Here is a 16816-nt window from a genome sequence, read left to right as displayed (position 1 = left end):
CCTAACGGATACGTCACGTTATCTTGCCATTCACGCGCCTAATCCTACATTGATGTTCTGAGAAAGGAATCACTTTAGATGAGCGACCAGAACGATCCGAACCAGCAACCTCCTGAGGGCCAGAACCCGTGGGTGAAACAGCTGATGATTTGGGGCGGTATATTCCTCGCTCTGCTGTTGGCAGTTTCCTTGTTCACCAATTCAGGCCAGCCCGCTGGGCAGGAAATTCGCTATTCTGAGTTTCGTGACGCCATTACTGAGGGCCGAGTGAAAGATGTGCAGTTGGGTGAGGATCGGATCACCGGGACTCTCACGAATGATGAGCCTTTCCAGACGATCCCAGTTCCGACCGACACCGAGCTGACTGGGCTGCTGGAAAAAAACAATGTCGATTTTACCGGGCGTCCCCGGGAACAGACCAGCCTGCTCGCCTACATACTCATTAATTCGCTGCCCTTTATCCTAATCCTTGGGATCGCCTTTTTCGCTTTGCGTCAGGTTCAAAAGGGCAGCGGTGGCGGCGCTATGGGTTTTGGCAAATCGAAAGCAAAAATGCTCACCGAACGCCAGGGACGCGTCACATTTGATGACGTTGCAGGTATTGATGAAGCGCGCGAGGAATTGCAGGAGATTGTTGAGTTTTTGAAAGATCCTCAGCGGTTTTCCAAACTGGGTGGTCAAATTCCCAAGGGCGCTTTGTTGGTTGGATCACCTGGTACCGGTAAAACACTACTGGCCCGCGCTATTGCCGGCGAAGCGGGTGTCCCCTTCTTCACCATCTCAGGGTCCGATTTTGTTGAAATGTTTGTTGGCGTTGGTGCAAGCCGTGTGCGCGACATGTTCGAACAGGCCAAGAAAAACGCGCCCTGCATTCTGTTCATTGATGAGATTGACGCAGTTGGCCGTTCGCGTGGCCACGGGCTCGGCAATTCCAACGATGAGCGTGAGCAAACCTTGAACCAGCTGCTCGTCGAAATGGATGGCTTCGAAGCCAATGAAGGCATCATCATCATCGCGGCCACCAACCGGCCAGATGTTTTGGATCCTGCCTTGCTGCGTCCCGGCCGGTTTGATCGCCAAGTGGTGGTGCCCATTCCCGATATTGAAGGCCGCGAGAAAATTCTCGGCGTACACATGAAAAAAGTGCCGTTGGCCCCGGATGTGAAGCCGCGCACGATTGCGCGCGGAACACCGGGCTTCTCAGGCGCTGATCTGGCCAATCTGGTGAACGAGGCTGCTTTGCTGGCTGCGCGCCGGAACAAGCGTCTTGTGGCGATGCAAGAGTTTGAGGATGCAAAAGACAAAGTCATGATGGGCGCAGAGCGCCGCTCCATGGTGATGACCGATGATGAGAAGAAAATGACCGCCTATCATGAGGCTGGCCATGCGATTGTCTCTGTCCACGAAGAAGCGTCAGACCCAATTCACAAGGCCACGATCATCCCGCGCGGTCGCGCCCTGGGTATGGTCATGCGTCTGCCGGAACGCGACAGCTATTCTTATCACCGCGATAAAATGCACGCGAACCTGTCGGTCAGCATGGGTGGACGCGTGGCTGAAGAACTTATTTTCGGCCACGACAAGGTTAGTTCGGGCGCGTCTTCCGATATCCAATACGCCACCGATCTTGCTCGGAACATGGTCACCAAATGGGGCATGTCTGAAAAGCTGGGTCCCTTGCAATATGAGCAGAGCCAAGAAGGCTATCTCGGCATGGGGCAAACCGCGCGCACAATGGCCGGCGAAGAAACCAACAAGATGATTGACGCCGAAATCAAAGACTTGGTTGAAAGCGCACATAAGCGTGCGACCGATTTGCTGAAGAAACACGGCGATCAGCTTGAATTGTTGGCTCAAGCGCTGCTTGAATACGAGACCTTGTCGGGCGAGGAGATCAAGGTCTTGCTGGACACAGGGAAATTTGATCGTCCTGATGCGCCCGCTGGTCCGGTTTCAAGCATTCCAACACATGGGTCAGCTATACCCAAGGCAGGCAAGCGGTTTGGCTCAAACGGCGACGAAGCCCCTCAGGGCGCTTAGTCGAGATTTCGAAAAGGTAAGAAAGGCGCCGGAGTGATCCGGCGCCTTTCTCTTTGGACGCTTCCGGCGACTGCACAGATGTCAGAAAGCGCCGAGGAGAAACAGCACCTGCAGAAATCCGATCAACACGAACATTATTCCGAACAAAAGGCCGACAAAGCGCCACATGGTGGAAAATCGGGACAAGCCATAGGCATTGCGCAAATGCTTGTAGATGTGCAGCGGCGCGATGATGGCGAAGGCAGTCAGCACCCAGTTCAAATCAAGACCAGCTGCGCCGACGAACGAAAGCGCAATAAATAACAGAGACATAAAGCTCAGTGAGTAGGTGATGAAAACCGTGTGATCGTAAGCGTGAAATTGTCGTCGCCACAAGAATAGGAGAAGCATGGTGGGCAGCGAGAGTGGGATCAGCAACCAGCTGAACTTGTATCCGTTTGCCTGCAATTTATAGAGCATAAGGCTCGGATTTCTCTGCCACTTTTCGATGAGCCCCCTATCCAGTTGCTCAATCCCTGTAAGGTTGACCTCCATGTCGCGTAGATTGATCGAATTGTCGCCTGGATCGGTCGCAGGACTCTGCACTTGCTCGAGAAACTCCCGGGTAGCTGCGAGCGCAGCTTCTGTTTCTTGGCGGCTCGCTTCATAGCCCTCTGCGCCCGGCTCTAGCTCAGCCAGCTCGGTTTTCAGCTGCTTTTCCTGTTGCACCAGAAACTGCTCAGGATACTGACTCACTCCCTCGGCACCAAGGTCTCCATCCAAGTCGGCTGGAACCGACAGGCCGAGCATTTGGAAAACAGCGAACATCGCAAAAACGCTGAAGAGAAACATTGCGATGGGGCTGACGAACTTTGCACGCTCGCCTTCGACGTATCGCCGCGTGAGCTCACCGGGCTTGAAAGCTAGTACCGGCAGCGTCGTAAACAGCTTGCCATCCAGATGCAGCACACCGTGCATCAGGTCATGGCCGATTGCCCGCAAAGTGCGATGAACGTGCAGCTTCTGGCCGCAGTTCCAGCAATACGCGCCGCCGGCGTTAGCCCGACAATTCGGACAGGTTTCGGTTCCTTCAGGCGAGGTTGGATCACCGTTATCGGGTTCAACTGCCGCGCTTAAGAGTGCGCCTTCGGCAACGCCGCCAACACCTTCTGCAATATCAGCCATTTCTTTGCGCCCTTGCCCCTGTGCGATGTTCACGCACGTGCGCGGTATAGGGGGAGGCTACGAGCTTATCCAGACCGCGCGAGTCGATGGATGGTTTTAATCAGCCGCAATCTGTACAGCCAAGTCTCAGCCTATCGCCAATTTGCGCTCAATCGCAGTCCACAATTGGGCGAAACCGCGTGCGGCTATTGAGCGCGGTGCAAAAGCGCCAACCGGTTTGCGTGTGACCGCGCATTGCTCAATCGCGCTGGCAAGAGGGATGATTGGCCAACTGGGATTTTCTTCTCGCGCCTGCTTGTGAAGGCTGCGCCGCATATCCACCATGGATAGCACAGGCAGGATCGGCGGGTGTTTTTTGCCGCTGCCGCGGACTTCAGCAACGACCATTTCAAATGCCCGGGTGGACAGAGGTGAGGGGGGCAGAGGAACGATAACCAAATCTGCCGCACGCATCACCTGACCGCTGATTTCATTCAGCACAGGCGGGCAATCGAAAATGATCCTGTCGTAATCTTTTGCAAGCGCAGAGTTCAGCTTTGCCAGTCGTTTTTTTTGCCCAGCTTGTTGAACTGACGATCCAAGGTGCGAATGCTCTCATCGGCGGGGAGCAGGGAAAGGTTGCTGTATTGCGTTGGTTGGATGTATTTGGCTAGATCGCGCTGCCCAGAAAAAACAGACTTTGCAGCGCGTTTTTTCTGGGGGTCAATTCCGAGCAGAAATCCTGATCCATTTGACGCATCCAAATCCCATAACAGCGTTTTGCGGCGGGAAATGTTGGCGGCACACCAGGCTAGATTGACTGCAAAAGTGGTCTTACCCACGCCGCCTTTGACACTGTAGACCGCAATCGATGCCATGGGATTTAGCTGCTCAGTCCTTTGCGTGAAGTGTGACGTTGTTTGGGCGGATATTGGCAGCGCGCTAGATCAAGAGGCCGCCGTTCCGCTATTCATCGCCACGCTACTAAGCAACAACCGAAAGATGTTGCACAAAAAAGCGTGTGCGTCCCAAAATGAAAAAGGCCGCCCGGTCAGGCAGCCTTTCATGCCGAAATGATCCGGCGTGTCGTGATCCTTCAACCTTCGTAATCAGCGCCAATCGACGTTGAGCGAGTGGGTGCGGATGCTGTGATGCGCAAAGCTTCGGCCGACTGGCTGAGCGAGCCGATTTCATCGGCATCATCTTCATCATCAGGGAGGATCTTTTGAAGACCCGTGACGAGCGATTCCTGCAGATCTTTCGGCCGTACCGTTTGATCGGCAATTTCGCGAAGGGCCACAACCGGGTTTTTATCGCGATCACGATCAATCGTCAGCTCGCTTCCGCCCGAGATTTCGCGTGCGCGCTGGGCTGCCAGCAACACAAGGTTGAAACGGTTTGGAACCTTGTCGACGCAATCTTCAACGGTAACGCGTGCCATGGGCGAAATGTCTTTCTGAAACTTTAGGAGAGAGCCTCAACTATGATATCGGCGGGAAAAGTCAAGAAAATGCCGCGTTCAGGCGGCCAGTCTTGTTTCCTATCATTCAAAGCCCCATTCGGAATAGTCTTTGAGATTGGGCGAGGTGAATTTGGTGAATTCGCTTTGGAAATGCAGTGGGACGTTGCCGGTTGAGCCATGGCGTTGTTTGGCGATATTGACCGAGGCGCGGTTTTTCAGCTCCTCGTATTTTTCTTCCCAGGCCCGATATTTCTCAACCGAATCGGGGCTGGAATTCTCAGTTGGGAAATCGGGTTTGATCGCTTCGAGATAATAATCGTCCCGGTAGACGAACCAGACCATATCAGCGTCCTGCTCAATCGAGCCTGATTCCCTGAGATCGGACAGCATCGGGCGCTTGTCTTCTCGCTGTTCCACGGCCCGGCTGAGCTGTGATAGCGCGATAACCGGTACGCTGAGTTCTTTCGCAAGGGTTTTCAGCCCCCGGCTAATTTCTGAAATCTCGTTTACGCGGTTGTCGTTTGCGCGGCCAGAGCCTTGCAACAGCTGGAGGTAGTCAACCACGATCAATCCTATGTCATGCCGCCGCTTCAACCGCCTGGCGCGCGTGCGCAGCGCACCAATGGTAAGCGCCGGCGTATCATCAATGTACAAGGGCAGATCGGACAATCGCTGGCTGGCGAAAGATAGACGCTGAAAATCCTCTCGGCTCATTTTACCGCTGCGCAGCGCTTCTGAGCTGATTTCCGCTTGCTCCGCCAAAATCCTGGTGGCGAGTTGGTCTGCGCTCATCTCTAGGCTGAAAAAGGCCGCGGGTGCGCCGTAATTGTGATCGCCGCCATCATGTTGCCAATTCAAATGCGCCTCAGCGCAATTGAATGCGATATTGGTCGCAAGAGATGTTTTGCCCATGCCTGGACGACCAGCAAGGATGATAAGGTCGGAATTATGCAGGCCCGAGGTCTTGCGATCAATCGAATCGAGCCCGGTCGTCTTGCCCGAAAGCCCGCCGCCTGAATTCATCGCAGCTTCGGCCATTTTGATGGCTTCGAGCGCGGCAGTGCGGAAACTTGATGCCTCTTTGCCTGTGGCAGCGCCTTCTGCGACTTTGAACAGATCGGCTTCGGCTTGGCTGATCCTGTCCATTGGATCGGTTTCTTCCGACGTATCAAGCGCCCCTTCGACCAGCCCGCGCCCGACGCTCACCAATTCACGTAGCAACGCCAGATCGTAAATCTGCTGGGCAAGTTCACGCGGGGCAAGCAGGCCAGCGCCGCTTGCGGTGAGTTTCGCCAGATAGCTTGGACCGCCCAGCTCTTTCAACGCTTCGTCCGCTTCGAAATAGGGGCGCAAGGTTACAGGCGATGCGGTCGCGTTGCGTTCGAGCAAAGTCAAAACCCGCTCAAAAATGCGTTGATGCAGCGGTTCGAAGAAATGATCAGCGCGAATCGGCGCTTGAAGCTCCTCGATCACACGGTTGTCGATCAACACCGCGCCCAAAAACGCAGCTTCCGCTTCAAGATTGGAGGGAAGCTTGCGCACGGCGTCATTTTCGGCCGGGACGATCGATAGAATTTCGGTTTCAGGCATTCGCTCTTGATGCGCGCAGCCAGTCGTTTGATGCAAGGGAAAGGCAGAGAATTTATTTTTTCGCTCGGCCAAAACCTTGTGGATTGCGGGGATGGTTTCGCGAAGAGCTTGAAGTGTGGCCACCCGATCTGCGAAGAGCTTTGTCCATGGCCACTCTGCCGCCCGATTCCTCTGCTGCCGGAACGCACCGGATTGCTCATATCGCTCTTGACGAAGAGACGATCCTTTGGCGCAACGCGGATGTCGAACAAGAACGCCGTGTGGCGATCTATGACTTGATTGAGGAAAACACCTTCAAACCTGTGCGAAGTGTAGAGCGCGGTGCCAATGGACCCTACAGGCTGCATCTTGGGGTAACCGATGGCCGGTTGGCCATGGATATCAGCAGTGAAGCCGAAGAGCCGCTCGAGACGTTGCTGATCGGATTGGCGCGGTTCCGCCGTCCGATCCGCGAGTATTTTGCTATTTGCGACAGCTATTACCAGGCCATCCGCAAAGCCACACCGGCGGAGATCGAGACGATCGACATGGCCCGGCGAGGGATACACAACAGCTCTGCTGGGCTTTTGCTGGAACGGCTTGAGGGCAAGGTCGAAACTGATTTCGCAACAGCACGCCGTTTGTTCACGCTGATCTGCGTTCTTCATATCAAAGGGTAGGGCGGGCTTTGGCTGTTTCTTCCCAAACCAAGCGCCCTCGTGCGCGTTCCAAGCGCAAAACAACTCAGAGCCGGTGGTTCAGGCTAATCTGGCTGACCATTGCTGCGGGAGTGCTTGTTGCGATCATTTTTGCAGCATGGCTGTGGATTGACATGCGCGAATGGCGGCCTGACACCGCATTATACCCCGAGCAGGGTGTCGTCATTCCATCAGAGCCGGAGGGCATGCAATACGCCGCGCTTTCGGCCATTGGCGCACAATTTGTGTATCTGCGCCTTGAACAACAATCACGCGCGCTGGATGATGATTTTGCCGATAGATACGCGCGGGCATCGCGCACAAAGGTGAAAATTGGCGTTGTCGTTTCCTTTAACCCTTGCATTTCTGCCGATATGCAAAGCGCTTATTTTACTCAGATGGTCCCGCGCAGCCCAGAATTGTTGCCGCCTGCCATCGAGCTCAAACGATTGGCAAGCGATTGCCCCAAAGCGGTTAGCGATGCTGCGGTCGAAAGCGAGCTGATGACATTGGTCAATCAGATCGAGATGCATGCGGGAAAACCCGTAATTCTGAAAATTGGCGAAGCGTTTGAACAGCGTCATCGCACCGCGCGCAGTATTGAGCGTGATTTATGGCTGATGCGCGACAGGGCGCGGCCGGATTACGCCGGGCGGCCCTGGCTCTTATGGAGTGCGAACAGTCAATATCATAGCGCTGCGGCTGATGAGCCGCTTGAATGGGTGGTGGTGCAAAAATGAGCTTTGATATCGGTCAACGCGACGCATTGATTGCAGCAGCGCGCAATGCTTCGCATAATGCTTATGCGCCCTATTCCGATTATCAGGTGGGTGCGGCTTTGTTGTTCGACGATGGCGCAGTGATTACTGGCAGCAATGTTGAAAATGCCAGCTATGGGCTTGCGCTATGCGCGGAAACGGTGGCGGTTTCGCGCGCTTTTGGGGAAGGTCGGCGTGGCGGGCTGGTAGCCGTTGCGGTCATTGGACCGGATGATAAAGGCGCTGGTGAACCGATTACGCCGTGCGGGCGATGCCGCCAGATCCTGCATGAATTGGCGGCATTAGGCGGGAGCGATCCGGTCATATTCTGTGTGGGCGCAGATCAAGTGCGCACAGTGCATTTGTCCGACCTGCTCCCGCATGCCTTTGGCCCCGAAAGTCTCGCTTAGAAAATGCCGCCAAGACCTTTTAGCGGGTTCTTGCGAAAGGCGATTTCTTCTTTGCCGACATATTTGAAAATGCCGTCCAAACCCTGATCGGTGACAGTTTTATTGACGCTTTCGCGGTTCAACCCTGCTTGGCTGATAAGGCTGGACTGTGCGCCCAGTTTCTCGATCTGGCCATGAATGCCCGCATCGCCAAGAGCGCTGTCGACCAGTGGCAAAAGCTTTTCGAGTAGGCTGTCGTTCGATGATTGCCTCAGATATTGCGTGCCGCCGTCGTTCTGCTTGATGATGCCGGGGGCATCGCTGAACGACAGACCGTCAATTGCCTCGCGAAAGATCGGTTTGGCCTCGCCAGCGGCTACGCCTGCGCCATCATTGATGCCGCGGATAATGCCATCAAGTCCCGGAAGGCCCGCCAGCTTCGAGCCTGCTCCAAGGACAGTGCCAAGCAATCCCCCGCCGCCGGCTTTCGATCCGCCGCCCAGTTTGCCCAGCAAAGGCAGACCGATACGAATATCTTGATCGTTGAAAAAGGCGCCGGGCTGCGCCAAATCATCAAGCGCATTGTCAGTTGCCTTGCCCAGCAGCGACGACAGGCCAAGCCCGCTATCGCCTTTCGATTTGCTGCCACCCAAAATGTCGCCAAGGCTTTGGGCATGGGCGGCCGCGGGCATCACAAGTGCTCCGCTTGCCATGCCAATGCCCGCCAGAATGGCTCGCCTGTGAATTGGTGTGTGTAGTTTTGAATGTGGCACAGCGTCTCTCCCTCTATCTTCTCAAGAGGTGCTATATCACAATGCCAGCCCGCCAGTATGAACATCGCCTGCCAGAAATGGTAAATTGTGTTGCTGGTCTATTCGCTTGCCTCAAGCCATTCGGCCAATGCCGCCAGGCAGTCGCGCGCCAGCATTTTACAGCGCTCCGGTGACCATCCCTGCTCCGGCTCCGGGAAATCGGTCAGATCTTTGTAAGGCATTTCCAGTGTCATGGCGCAGGCACCAAAACGTTCTGCCACCTGATTGGTGCTGATCCCCAAGTTGGCTTTGCCCGCAGCTGTCTTGGGATAGCCCAACTTGGTCTGAAAATCGGGCGTGCGCCGATCAAGGATGCGCTGGTAGCGATAGAATTGTGCGCCTTGTTCCTCGCTCCATGATGGAATGCCTTCAAACCCTGCGAGGAAATTGGCGGGGATGGCTTCATCGCCGTGCACATCGATCGCGAAATCAACGCCGCTGTCGTCCATGGCGTTGCGGATTGCGAGCACTTCGGGAGATTTCTGAGCAGAAGGATTGGCCCATTCGCGGTTCAAATTGGTGCCGATCGCATTGGTGCGCAAATGTCCGCGGGCAGACCCATCAGGATTGCAATTGGGCACGATGAACAGCCGGCATTTGTGCCTTAATGCCCGCGCCACCGGATCGGTGGGATCGGTGAGGCATTCCAGCGCCCCTTCCATCCACCATTCGGCCTGTGTTTCGCCAGGGTGCTGGCGAGCATAGAGCCACACTTTTGTCTCACCTTCGCCCATGCTCAGCATATCAAGCGGACGGCCCTCAAGCGTTGTGCCAAGCCGGGTAACCTCCACCCCTTCGCTTGCCGCTGCCTCTGCCACCAGATCGTGGTGACGCTCAATCGGATAAGGCGCAAAATAAGCGAAATAGGCAATGTTTGAGGCTGGCGTGTAGCGGATTGTGAGTGTGCCTTCTGCTTCGTCTTTGTCAAAGCTGCTGGCTGCACGCGCCCAATATTCGCGATCTTCCGATACGCACGCATCATAGCCCGGCCAGCCGCCAGGATAAGCGGATTTGTTGAGGCCTGTAATTTTCAATTCCAGCTCTTCGCCAGCGCCGCCTGTCACTCGGAAATGAAACCACTGTGCAAATTGCGACAAGTTGTCCTTGCAGATGGCAAGGTGAGCGGTGCTGCCTTCGATTGAGAGCACTTCGATATTGCCGCTGTCAAAAGCGGCATCGATGGCAATAGCGGTCATAATGTCCCTTAAAGGTCGTCGACGTCGACGCTGATAGTCTCGCCATTACCGCCGGGGAAATCGCGGAACAAGGCTTTGGTTAGGGCCTGTGCACTGGCGTCGACGTCGGCATAGTCTGAATTGACCGAGATCGCCTGCTGCGCGCGGCCTTCCCAAAGGGTTGCCCCGGTTGCATTTGTGATGCGCACGGACAGATCAGTAACCGCGTTGGGCCCGCGCTGGCCGCCGCCCAGATTGATCCCCAGCCCGAGGCCAACACCGCCGCCAAACCCTCCTGTTCCCCCGCCGACACCCACGCTGACGGGACCGCGCGACCTGCCTGCCGAGGCAATGGAATTGCGCGCCGTATCAACGCTTGCCACGTGCGCTGCGCCGATACCTTCAGGCGGAGTGACGAGTTGCACATCATATCCCTGCTCCGACAATTCCTGCGCTATCGCAGCGGCAAAGGCCTGACGGGTTTCCGACTTGAGTTCGTCATTGGCAAACTCGATGCGGATCGGACCTTGACCAAGCCCTGCGGGGTTTTCAGCCACAAAGCGGGTGACTTCGACAGGGCCGGTGTAAGTGCTGACGCAGCCTGCCAATCCGGTCGCTACGATTGCGGCGAAGATCGTCAAGGGGCGTTTCTTGGTGAAGGACATGGTGCGAATCCCTTTCTGTTGGTCTTTTAAGACTAGCACAGGCCCGCCGCAAAACCGTATAATGCATCCCAAACATTACATGTTTTTCCAAGGCTTTCATTCTTTTGCAGTGCATTTCTGATAAGCGGTTCCGCATGACGACACATTCAAACACGCAATCCACCAAGCCCTGTGTCCTCGTTACTGGCGGAGCGGGCTATATTGGCAGCCATGCCGTCCTCGCCTTGAGCGATGCGGGCTGGCCCGTCGTGGTGATCGACAACCTTACCACAGGCTTTCGGTTTGCGGTGCCTGACACAGTGCCGCTTTATGAAGGCGATATTGAGGATGCAGCTTTGCTGGCGCAAATCTTCGCCAAGCATGATTGCAAGGCGGTGATGCATTTTGCAGGCTCAATTGTGGTGCCGGAAAGCGTCGAGAACCCGCTTAAATATTACCACAACAACACCGTCAAAAGCCGCGCTTTGATCGAGGCTGCGGTTAAAGCGGGTGTGCCGCATTTCATATTTTCATCGACGGCTGCGACTTATGGCATACCCGAAGTTTCTCCCGTAACGGAAGACACGCCGCGCCAGCCGATCAATCCGTATGGCTGGTCTAAGCTTATGACTGAACAGATGCTGGGCGATACGGTCGCTGCGCATCCGCTCAATTTCTGCGCCTTGCGGTATTTCAATGTGGCCGGCGCTGATCCGCGCGCGCGGAGCGGGCAATCAACAGCTGGCGCGACGCATCTTATCAAAGTCGCCGTTGAAGCTGCGCTGGGCAAGCGGGACAGTGTCAGCGTATTCGGAACCGACTACGACACCCCCGATGGCACGGGTGTGCGCGATTATATCCATGTGAGCGATCTGGCCGCCGCTCATGTCCTTGCGCTTGAGGCTTTGATGGATCAGCCTCAGCGTTCGCTCACCATGAATTGCGGGTATGGCCGGGGGTTCTCCGTGCTTGAAGTTCTCGATGCGGTGGACCGCGTGACCAATTTACAGATCGACCGCCGCATCGAAGGGCGCCGCGCAGGCGATCCCGATTCGCTGGTGTCAGACCCTTCGCGTATCCGGGCGACCCTTCCCTGGGAGCCAAAACACGCCGATCTTGATACGATTATTGCGCATGCTCTCGCTTGGGAGCGTAAATTGACCGAAATCCGCGAGAATGCTTGACCATTTCTGGCAGAGCACCTAACTGGCCCAGCTGAGATTGAAGTGCGCCGGGCCGGTTGCTTGGCGCTTTTTTATTTGACCCATTCGCAAAAGGTAAGCCCTGTGAAAATCCGCAACAGCCTCAAGTCGCTGAAAAACCGCCACCGCGATTGCCGCGTGATCCGCCGCCGTGGGCGCACTTATGTCATCAACAAGACCAATCGCCGCTTCAAAGCCCGTCAGGGATAATTGAGCGCGAAAGGCCGCTTGGATAAGCGGTTTCAGGTTTCAGCGGCCCGCCTCCTTTTACCGGAGTGCGGGCCGTCGCTGTTTGAGGGAGCGGAATGGATAAAGCGGTTGTCTTTGATGTGGGCCGGGTGCTGTTTCAATGGAACCTGCGCCACTTGTTTGCAAAGCTGATTGATGATCCAAAACAGCTTGATTGGTTCCTCGACAATGTCGTCACCGAAGCCTGGCATTTCGAACATGATCGCGGCCGCTCTCTGGCGGATATGCTGCCTGAGCGTATCGCGCTTTTCCCGCAATACGAAGCGCTTATTCGCGCCTATGCTGCGCGCTTTAACGAGACGGTTCCGGGGCCTGTTCCCGGCAGTCTTGAGCTGGTGCAGCGCTTGTCTGATGCCAGGGTTCCGCTGTTTGGTCTCACCAATTTCGGCGAGGAGTTCTGGGACGGTTTTCGCCCCTCTCAGCCTGTCTTTGATCTGTTCGATGATATCATTGTTTCGGGCACTGAAAAGGTCGCGAAACCTGATCCCAGGATATACGAAATCACCGAAAGCCGAAGTGGGCGAAAAGGCTCGCAATTGTTCTTTACCGATGACAATCCCGACAACATCAAAGCGGCGAAAAACCGCGGCTGGGATGCGCATCTTTTTACCTCGGCAAAGGCGCTGGAGAGGCAGCTTGTAGAGGCGGGGTTTCTGGTTTCTTAGTTGACCAAACACATTCTAATCAGGCCCCAATTTGGAGTGGGGAATGACGGCTTTGGCCGCAAACCTTGGCTGCCTGAAAATTTCCTACATTTGTAATAAAAGAACACGCCTCCAAGCGCTCACACGCTCCCCGCGCTTACACATCCCACACCGTTCACACCCCCCAAGCGCTCCTTCACCAACCATCGCCCACCTGTCAGCGCGCACAAAAAACCCCGGTGCGCATCTGGGGAATGGGCGCACCGGGGTCATGGCCGGCCGTTCGCGATGGAGAGAAGCGAGCGGCCGTTTGTCAGCACTCGGTCACATCAATTGCCGTTGCATTTCGCCAGCTTGTCCGCTTCCAAGGTTTTGCCTTTGGCGGTGAAGCTTGTCACTTCGCCAAATTCGCGCGCCAGGCCGCGGCAGATGCGCATGGGGCGAGAGGTGCCTTTATTGGCGACGCACATATTGTCTTTGCACGCCCAGGCAACGCCGCCTGCCACAGCGCGGTTTTCGCCTGCAGGCTGCGCCAGCATTGCGGTGTAATAGGGGCCATCCGATTTCGCGATGGCGGCAGTGGAACTGGTCGCCACGCCAAAGGTCGCGCCGGTATAAACCAGAGCCGAAGCAAAGATCAGCACGCGGCCAAACGACGGCAGGGAGCGGGGGAGTGAGGGGGAGAGGGACATCACGTTTTCCTTTATTCCAAGGGGGAGCATTGAACTTTTGAACAAAAGGTTTCATATCAAAACCAGTTGCGAATCACTACCTATGTGATTGGGTTTTAAGTTGCAACCTAAAACTGAATATTTTTTGCATGCGCCCCGGAAAACAGGTTAAGCTTTACGCTGGGGAAAGGATTATTATGGGTGAAATAAGAGAGCCACTGCGCGATTTGTGCGAATGCGGTCTGCCGCAAGCGCTTGAAGTTATGGGGGAACGCTGGTCATTTATGATCCTGCGCGCCAGCTTTAACGGGCTCAAACATTTCGAGGAATTCCTGACCGAATTGGGAATCGCCCGCAATATCCTGTCCAACCGGCTCGCCAAACTGGTCGATCACGGCATCCTTAAACGCGAACCATGCGAAGATGATCGCCGCAAAGTGGAATACCGCCTCACTGCAAAAGGGTTCGATTTGCTTCCCTCGATGATCGCTTTGCGGTTGTGGGGCCAGAAATACAGCAGCGATTTTGTTGCCGAAGACCCCGTTCTGGTCGACGATCAGGACCGGCTGCCAATATCATCGGTATCGGTCCTGTCGCATGATGGCCGCATTCTGGAACACACCGATCTCAACCTCATCAAAAAGGCAGATCTGGGCAAACGCGCCGACGGCACCATCGCTGTCCCGCTGCCAGGCAGCGGCAATGGCGATGTGGTGGAACTGGGCAAAGCGAAAAAAGCAGCGGGCTAGGCCGGTCTACCCGGCTAATCTAGCCAGCGGGAATATTATGGCCCGCGTTTATTCCGGCGTGATGCCTATTCCAGCGTTATTGTCGCATCCTGCGTTTTAAACAGTGAACCGCCTCCGACAATTCCAAACGATGTCGCTACCATCTGGTCGCCCTTTCGGCATGTCTGCAATTCAGTTGTGGTCATCAACCAGTTGAACCGGCGTGTCGAAGGGCTCAAGCACATTTTCTTCAACGGGTCTTTGCGCTTGATAAAATCAGATCGATTGTAATTCTTGGCGACCAGTTTCCCATTGCGCATGGTTGAAACAGACACCCAGAAATCCCAGCCAGTCGACACTAGAAAGTGCGTGCCGGAACAATCGCCAGTGTCCAGTTTCATCCACCCGACCAATCGCCAGTTTTTGTCCTGCCCGGGTTTGGGGAATTCTGGCGGTTGCTGTTCGGCCCCGGCAATCCAGATGGAAGAACCCGTCTCGTTGCAGAATTTGAGCCGTGTTGATGCCGATGCTTCCTGAGATATTCCCGCAAGCAAAGCCGCACATACGGCCAAAAATAGAAATTTCATCGCCCCGCCCCACGTTTACAAAAATGTAAATTCGGTTGTGATCAGGCGCATTGGTCAAGTCAATGCGCTGTTTGGCCAATGCGCCTGATACGCCCCGCGCCCGCCCGGTGCCCGCCCGGTGCCCGCCATGCGCCTGCCTCCCTCAAAATGACGACCCCTCCCAAAAAAAGCGGCGGGATAACTCGCTTTTCATCGCATCGCCCGGCTGTAATGGCGGGGCGGATCGGATAGGCTTGCGCGATGGATGCAGGCACTCTTCCTTCAATTCACGAAATCCTGCGCGATTCATTCGGGTTTCCCGGATTTCGCGGCCAGCAAGAGGCGGTGATTGCGCGGATCGTGGCGGGCGCGCCCACTTTGGCGCTGATGCCGACAGGGGCGGGCAAATCCTTGTGCTATCAAATCCCCGCGCTCGCGCTGCCGGGCACGGCCATTGTGGTCTCCCCGCTGATTGCGCTGATGCACGATCAAATTCGCGCGGCGCGCGCGGTGGGCATTCGCGCCGCATCGCTCACTTCGGCAGATAACAACCGCGCTGAAACGCTGGACCGGCTGCGCAGCGGCGAGCTTGATCTGTTATATGTCGCGCCCGAACGCGCGACGACGCCTTCGTTCCGTTCGCTTTTGGGCGAGGTTCCCATCAGCCTGTTCGCCATTGATGAAGCGCATTGCGTATCGGAATGGGGGCATGATTTTCGCCCCGATTACCGCGGTCTTCGCCCGGTGCTTGATGCGTTTGAAACCGTCCCGCGCCTTGCGCTGACAGCGACAGCGGATGAAGTGACGCGCGCGGATATCCTCAAACAATTGGGCATTCCTGATGAAGGTATGGTGGTGGCCGGATTTGACCGGCCTAATATCACGTACCGCATTGCCGCGCGCGAAAACACCGCGCGCCAAATCGCCGATTTCGTCAGCCGCACGCCGGGTGCAGGCATTGTCTATACGCACAGCCGCAAAGCGGCTGAGGATTTGGCCGCGAAACTGGCGGCAACAGGGCGGCCAACGGGCGCTTATCATGCAGGCCTGCCGCCAGAGGAACGCGCGCGCGTGCAGGCGGAATTTGTGCGCTCTGAAGATATGGTGATGGCCGCCACCATCGCCTTTGGGATGGGGATTGATAAACCCGATGTGCGCTTTGTCGTTCATGCAGGGCTGCCCAAATCCATCGAGGCTTATTATCAGGAAACGGGCCGCGCGGGCCGCGATGGCGACCCGGCAATCGCGCAGTTATTTTGGGGAGCGAGCGATTTTTCGCGCGCGCGCCAATGGCTGGCCGATATCGAGGAAGCGCGCCTGCCTGCTGAACGCGCGCGGTTGAATGCGCTGGCGGGATTGGTGGAAGCAGCCAGCTGCCGCCGGGCCATTTTGCTCAAACATTTCGGCGAGCAGCCCGGTGAGACTTGCGGCAATTGCGACAATTGCCTTGATCCGCCGCGCGTTCTGGATGTGAGCGAGATTGCGCAAAAGCTGCTCTCGGCGGTTTACCGGACCGGGCAGAGTTTCGGGATCGGCCATGTCGAAAAGGTTCTGCTGGGCCGCGATGATGAAAAAGTGATGCAGCGCGGGCATCATGCTTTGTCGGTGTTCGGCATTCTGAGCGGGGAGGATGCGCCGATGCTGCGCCCGGTTATGCGCGCGCTGATGGCGCATGAAATGCTGGTGCCAACCGAGCATGGCGGCATGGCGCTGGGCGGGGATGCGCGCGATGTTCTGAAAGGCGAGCGGCCCGTCTTGATCGCAGAGCCGCCCAAGAAAAAGCGCAAGAGCAGAGGCGCGCGCGGAGAAAACACCGCCAATCCGGTGGGCGATCCGCTGTTTGATGCCTTGCGCGAACGGCGCAAATCCCTCGCGCAGGAACACAATGTGCCCGCTTATGTGATTTTTCACGACAGCGTGCTGCGCGATATGGCGGCGAGCAGGCCAGAGACTTTGCGCGAGATGGGGCAAATCTCCGGTGTGGGCGCGAAAAAGCTCGACAATTGGGGCGGGGCGTTCGTCGAAGTGGTACGCGATTTTGCCGCTCAGGCTGTCTAGGGCGGCGC

Annotated in this window: 17 protein-coding genes and 1 pseudogene; 9 read left to right on the top strand and 9 right to left on the bottom strand. The window is 56.1% G+C overall.

Translation table 11 applies throughout. From position 1 onward, the window contains the following. Positions 1-78 precede the first annotated feature (78 nt). Entirely contained in the window at positions 79-2040 is a 1962-nt protein-coding gene (gene ftsH, locus AC0V6W_RS06300) for an ATP-dependent zinc metalloprotease FtsH (protein ID WP_486148244.1), read from the top strand. 81 nt (positions 2041-2121) lie between these two features. Here ftsH and AC0V6W_RS06295 read toward each other — a convergent pair whose 3' ends face one another. From AC0V6W_RS06295 to AC0V6W_RS06280, 4 genes and pseudogenes are all read right to left on the bottom strand, one after another. Next, on the bottom strand, positions 2122-3204 hold the full coding sequence (locus AC0V6W_RS06295; RefSeq protein ID WP_486148242.1) for a DUF3667 domain-containing protein: 1083 nt from the start codon (positions 3202-3204) through the stop codon (positions 2122-2124). A gap of 126 nt (positions 3205-3330) precedes the next feature. After that, a pseudogene (locus AC0V6W_RS06290) lies at positions 3331-4061 on the bottom strand (ParA family protein). 218 nt (positions 4062-4279) lie between these two features. Next, on the bottom strand, positions 4280-4624 hold the full coding sequence (rpoZ, locus tag AC0V6W_RS06285; protein ID WP_486148240.1) for a DNA-directed RNA polymerase subunit omega: 345 nt from the start codon (positions 4622-4624) through the stop codon (positions 4280-4282). Positions 4625-4726: 102 nt separating this feature from the next. Next, the gene (locus tag AC0V6W_RS06280; protein WP_486148238.1) at positions 4727-6235 is read right to left on the bottom strand and encodes a replicative DNA helicase; all 1509 of its coding nucleotides are present in this window, start codon (positions 6233-6235) and stop codon (positions 4727-4729) included. Between the two features lie 146 nt (positions 6236-6381). On the opposite strand from AC0V6W_RS06280, the gene AC0V6W_RS06275 reads away from it, so the two are divergent. From AC0V6W_RS06275 to AC0V6W_RS06265, 3 genes are all read left to right on the top strand, one after another. Then, positions 6382-6894 carry a UPF0262 family protein gene (locus AC0V6W_RS06275; RefSeq protein WP_486148236.1) on the top strand — a complete coding sequence of 171 codons (513 nt, stop codon included), beginning with the start codon at positions 6382-6384 and terminating at the stop codon, positions 6892-6894. A gap of 110 nt (positions 6895-7004) precedes the next feature. Further along, the gene (locus AC0V6W_RS06270; RefSeq protein ID WP_486148234.1) at positions 7005-7652 is read left to right on the top strand and encodes a glycoside hydrolase family 25 protein; all 648 of its coding nucleotides are present in this window, start codon (positions 7005-7007) and stop codon (positions 7650-7652) included. Continuing rightward, entirely contained in the window at positions 7649-8080 is a 432-nt protein-coding gene (locus AC0V6W_RS06265) for a cytidine deaminase (protein ID WP_486148232.1), read from the top strand. Before AC0V6W_RS06270 ends, AC0V6W_RS06265 begins: the two co-directional genes overlap by 4 nt. On the opposite strand, the gene AC0V6W_RS06260 is transcribed toward AC0V6W_RS06265, so the two are convergent. From AC0V6W_RS06260 to AC0V6W_RS06250, 3 genes are all read right to left on the bottom strand, one after another. Beyond that, a complete protein-coding gene (locus AC0V6W_RS06260) occupies positions 8077-8751 on the bottom strand; it encodes a DUF4197 family protein (protein WP_486148229.1) in 675 nt (224 codons plus the stop codon). The genes AC0V6W_RS06265 and AC0V6W_RS06260 overlap by 4 nt on opposite strands. 179 nt (positions 8752-8930) lie before the next feature. After that, complete coding sequence (locus tag AC0V6W_RS06255) at positions 8931-10067, bottom strand: M14 family metallopeptidase (protein ID WP_486148227.1); 1137 nt, start codon at positions 10065-10067, stop codon at positions 8931-8933. An 8-nt stretch (positions 10068-10075) separates the two neighbouring features. Next, a complete protein-coding gene (locus tag AC0V6W_RS06250; RefSeq protein ID WP_486148225.1) occupies positions 10076-10711 on the bottom strand; it encodes a DUF4136 domain-containing protein in 636 nt (211 codons plus the stop codon). A gap of 134 nt (positions 10712-10845) precedes the next feature. Here AC0V6W_RS06250 and galE point away from each other — a divergent pair, with 134 nt between their 5' ends. The 3 genes from galE to AC0V6W_RS06235 all read left to right on the top strand — a co-directional run bounded on the left by galE (position 10846) and on the right by AC0V6W_RS06235 (position 12806). Further along, a complete protein-coding gene (gene galE / locus AC0V6W_RS06245) occupies positions 10846-11874 on the top strand; it encodes a UDP-glucose 4-epimerase GalE (RefSeq protein ID WP_486148223.1) in 1029 nt (342 codons plus the stop codon). A gap of 102 nt (positions 11875-11976) precedes the next feature. Beyond that, positions 11977-12102, top strand: a complete 126-nt coding sequence (gene ykgO / locus AC0V6W_RS06240; protein ID WP_007165381.1) for a type B 50S ribosomal protein L36 — start codon at positions 11977-11979, stop codon at positions 12100-12102. 95 nt (positions 12103-12197) lie between these two features. Then, positions 12198-12806, top strand: coding sequence for an HAD family hydrolase (locus tag AC0V6W_RS06235; protein ID WP_486148221.1), 609 nt, complete (start codon positions 12198-12200; stop codon positions 12804-12806). A 308-nt stretch (positions 12807-13114) separates the two neighbouring features. Here AC0V6W_RS06235 and AC0V6W_RS06230 read toward each other — a convergent pair whose 3' ends face one another. After that, positions 13115-13477, bottom strand: a complete 363-nt coding sequence (locus AC0V6W_RS06230; protein WP_486148219.1) for a DUF8200 family protein — start codon at positions 13475-13477, stop codon at positions 13115-13117. Positions 13478-13653: 176 nt separating this feature from the next. On the opposite strand from AC0V6W_RS06230, the gene AC0V6W_RS06225 reads away from it, so the two are divergent. After that, the gene (locus AC0V6W_RS06225; RefSeq protein ID WP_486148217.1) at positions 13654-14205 is read left to right on the top strand and encodes a winged helix-turn-helix transcriptional regulator; all 552 of its coding nucleotides are present in this window, start codon (positions 13654-13656) and stop codon (positions 14203-14205) included. Positions 14206-14270: 65 nt separating this feature from the next. Here the strand turns inward: AC0V6W_RS06225 and AC0V6W_RS06220 are convergent, their stop codons facing one another. Beyond that, positions 14271-14771: a hypothetical protein gene (locus AC0V6W_RS06220; protein WP_486148215.1), complete on the bottom strand. Its 501-nt coding sequence runs from the start codon at positions 14769-14771 to the stop codon at positions 14271-14273. A gap of 240 nt (positions 14772-15011) precedes the next feature. On the opposite strand from AC0V6W_RS06220, the gene recQ reads away from it, so the two are divergent. After that, positions 15012-16808, top strand: coding sequence for a DNA helicase RecQ (gene recQ / locus AC0V6W_RS06215; protein WP_486148213.1), 1797 nt, complete (start codon positions 15012-15014; stop codon positions 16806-16808). Positions 16809-16816 lie beyond the last annotated feature (8 nt).

Source organism: Erythrobacter sp. JB1-7 (assembly GCF_057365015.1).
The sequence above is the reverse complement of the archived record's forward strand: the minus strand, read 5'-3'. Positions and strand labels throughout refer to the sequence as shown.